This is a genomic window from Pontibacter sp. BAB1700, assembly GCF_000277005.1.
Lineage (GTDB): Bacteria > Bacteroidota > Bacteroidia > Cytophagales > Hymenobacteraceae > Pontibacter > Pontibacter lucknowensis.
On record NZ_AKIS01000210.1, the window covers coordinates 1 to 2953 of the forward strand.

Annotated in this window: 2 protein-coding genes and 1 pseudogene; 1 reads left to right on the forward strand and 2 read right to left on the reverse strand. The window is 54.5% G+C overall.

Features of this window, described 5'->3' with window-relative positions; all coding sequences use genetic code 11:
- Window positions 1–384 precede the first annotated feature (384 nt).
- On the forward strand, window positions 385–1998 hold the full coding sequence (locus tag O71_RS19830; protein WP_007660661.1) for a lipopolysaccharide assembly protein LapB: 1614 nt from the start codon (window positions 385–387) through the stop codon (window positions 1996–1998).
- Between the two features lie 6 nt (window positions 1999–2004).
- On the opposite strand, the gene O71_RS26110 is transcribed toward O71_RS19830, so the two are convergent.
- Window positions 2005–2715: a hypothetical protein gene (locus O71_RS26110; protein ID WP_369751000.1), complete on the reverse strand. Its 711-nt coding sequence runs from the start codon at window positions 2713–2715 to the stop codon at window positions 2005–2007.
- A pseudogene (locus O71_RS26115) lies at window positions 2667–2953 on the reverse strand (DNA polymerase IV); the annotation flags it as partial. The gene O71_RS26110 and the pseudogene O71_RS26115, both read right to left, overlap by 49 nt.

The window sequence follows — 2953 nt, forward strand, 5'->3', positions numbered from 1 at the left end:
CGGGAGGTGCTACAAGCGCACCAGCCAGAAGCAGTGTAGCCAGCCGGGCATAGCGTACATTTTTGCTCATAATAGGGTGAAAGATTAGGTTAGATTTGGATTAGTGTTTTACAATATACCTGTTTCAGGTATTTGATGAAAGACTAGTCCGGAAAAGAATGGTTTAATAGCTTCATCCTGCTTCTTGAAATTTAGCGGTTTGCATCAGATCAATGCTATAAAAGATAAACATATCACAGCAGAATGAGTAGAAAAATAGGATAGGGCATACATCCTGTATGCCGTAACTGGCTCCCTAACCATTAAGCGTTTCATAGCTTAAATCCGACGTGCTGCGTCCTTGCTTTTGGCACATATTACTTATCAAAACTAACCATCAACAGCATGCGAACATCATTTGTTATAGTTATCGCATGGTGCACCGTCTTCTACACGCAAGCTTACCAGGCGATTGCACAAGGGCATGCCACCAAACACGGCACCGTAGACCTTCAAACCTCCTGCAGTGAGGAGGCGCAACGGCATTTTGACACCGGCCTGGCGCTGATGCACCACATGATGTATGAGCAGGCGGAGCAGGAGTTTGCGGCCGCAACAGAGGCCGCTCCGGATTGCGGCATGGCGCAGTGGGGCATTGCCATGAGCTACATTCACCCGCTCTGGGGGGAACGGCCTTCCAATGACGCTCTTCAGAAAGGGCAGGCAGCCGCGGAGAGCGCCCAGCAACAACAAAACCTGACAGAAAAGGAGAAAGCTTACATCAAAGCCGTTTCCCGATTTTATGAGAACTGGAATAATACCAGCTACGCAGATCAGCTGAAAGCTTTCGAGGAAGGGTATAAGCAGGTACACGAAGCGTATCCTGATGAAGTGGAGGCCGCGGCTTTTTATGCGCTGGGTCAGCTTGGCACGGCACCGAAGACGGACAAGACCTTTGCCAAACAGAAAGAGGCAGGTGCTTTGCTGGAGCAGTTGCATGCCAGTCACCCCGACCACCCGGGACTGTTTCACTACATCATCCATGCCTATGACAATCCCTTGCTGGCCCACAAAGCCGTCAATGTTTCGCGGGAGTATGAGCGCATAGCCCCGGACGTGCCGCATGCCCTGCACATGCCGAGCCATATCTTCGTTCGGCTGGGCCAGTGGACAGACGCAGTGGACTGGAACATACGCTCTGCGGATGCCGCGCTCCGGCAGTCCCAAGAAACAATATCCATGCACTATCCCCATGCCCTGGATTACATGGCTTACGGATACCTGCAACAGGGGCGTGACAAAAAAGCACAGGAAGTAGTAGAGAAAATGCAAGCGGTATCAGGCTATGCACCTGCGTTCGCGACGGCTTATGCTTTGGCGGCTATACCTGCGCGCCATGCCCTGGAAAGGGGCAAGTGGGCAGAGGCTGCTGCTTTGCCTGTCCGGTCGCCTGAAAACTTCACCTGGTATAATTATCCCAGCGCTGAAGCGATCACCCACTTTGCCAGAGGTATAGGAGGTGCCCGGTCCGGCAATATCGCTGTGGCAGAAGAGGCCCTGGTAGCACTGGATAAACTGCGGACACAGCTGAGCGGCTCGGGAGACACTTACTGGGCATCGCAGGCCGAAGCACAACACCTGGCTGTGCAAGCATGGCTGGAGTTCAAAAAAGGAGACAAGGGCAAGGCGCTGGCCATGATGCGGGAAGCGGCTGACAAGGAGGATGCTCTGGACAAACACCCTGTGACGCCGGGCGCCGTTCTGCCCGCCAGAGAGCTGCTGGGTGATATGCTTTTGCTTAGCAAAAAGCCAGCAGAAGCCATGCAGGCCTATGAAGCCAGTCTGAAGGTATCGCCCAAGAGATATAATAGTCTTTATGGTGCGGCCCTTGCGGCCGAAAAATCCAAAGACAAGCAAAAGGCCAAACGCTACTATTCAGAACTACTGGAGATCTCTCCCGAGGCCGATGGTGATCGCGAAAGCTGGGTGCTGTCCAAAAAATACGTTTCCAAGAAATAAGGCATGCTAGAACTCCAGAGTCAGCTGGTAGCCCTCCAGTTTGTCGTGCTGGTAGAGGAGGGAGGAGGCAGTTATACCTAACAGTCTGACTGGGTACGCTGGCAACTGAGGCGTGCGCAGCAGGTCGCGGGCGATGGTGAAGATGGCGTCTGCTGACTTGATCTCGCCCAGAAAGGTTTTGCTGCGGGTGGTCTGGTTGAAGTCAAAGTACTTGATCTTGACCGTGATGGTCTTGGCCGTGGCCTGCAGTCGCTCCATGTCGTGGGCCACCTCCTTTGCCAGCCTTTCCAACTCCGGCAGCATCACTTCCTCCTCGGTCAGGTCCACCTCAAAGGTGCGCTCCGAGCCGATGGACTTCCGGATGCGGTGCGGCTGTACCTCCCGGTCGTCCTGAGCGCGGGCAATGCGGTAATAGTAGCGCCCCGTCTTGCCAAAGTGCCGCACCAGTTCCTCTTCGCTGCGCTCCCGCAGGTCAGCCCCGGTCAGTATACCCATGCTCTGCAATTTGGCTGCCGTCACTTTTCCGATGCCATAGAATTTCTCGATCGCCAGTGCGGCCACCACCTCCTCGGCTTTGTCAGGAGTGATCAGGGTGAAGCCGTTGGGCTTGTTCATGTCCGAGGCGATCTTGGCCAGAAACTTATTGAACGATACACCCGCTGAGGCGGTCAGCCCGGTTTCCTCCTGAATTTTGGCTCTGATTTCATTGGCGATGATCGTAGCGAGGGCATGCCGATCTTGTTTTCGGTCACGTCGAGGTAGGCCTCGTCCAGCGAAAGCGGCTCTACCAGATCGGTATAAGAATAAAAGATCTCGCGGATCTGGCGCGACACAGCACTGTACACCTCAAAGCGAGGCTTCACAAAGATCAATTGCGGACAGCGCTGTGCCGCGATCTTGGAGGCGAGGGCGGAGTGCACGCCATACCTGCGGGCCTCGTAACTGGCTGCCGCCA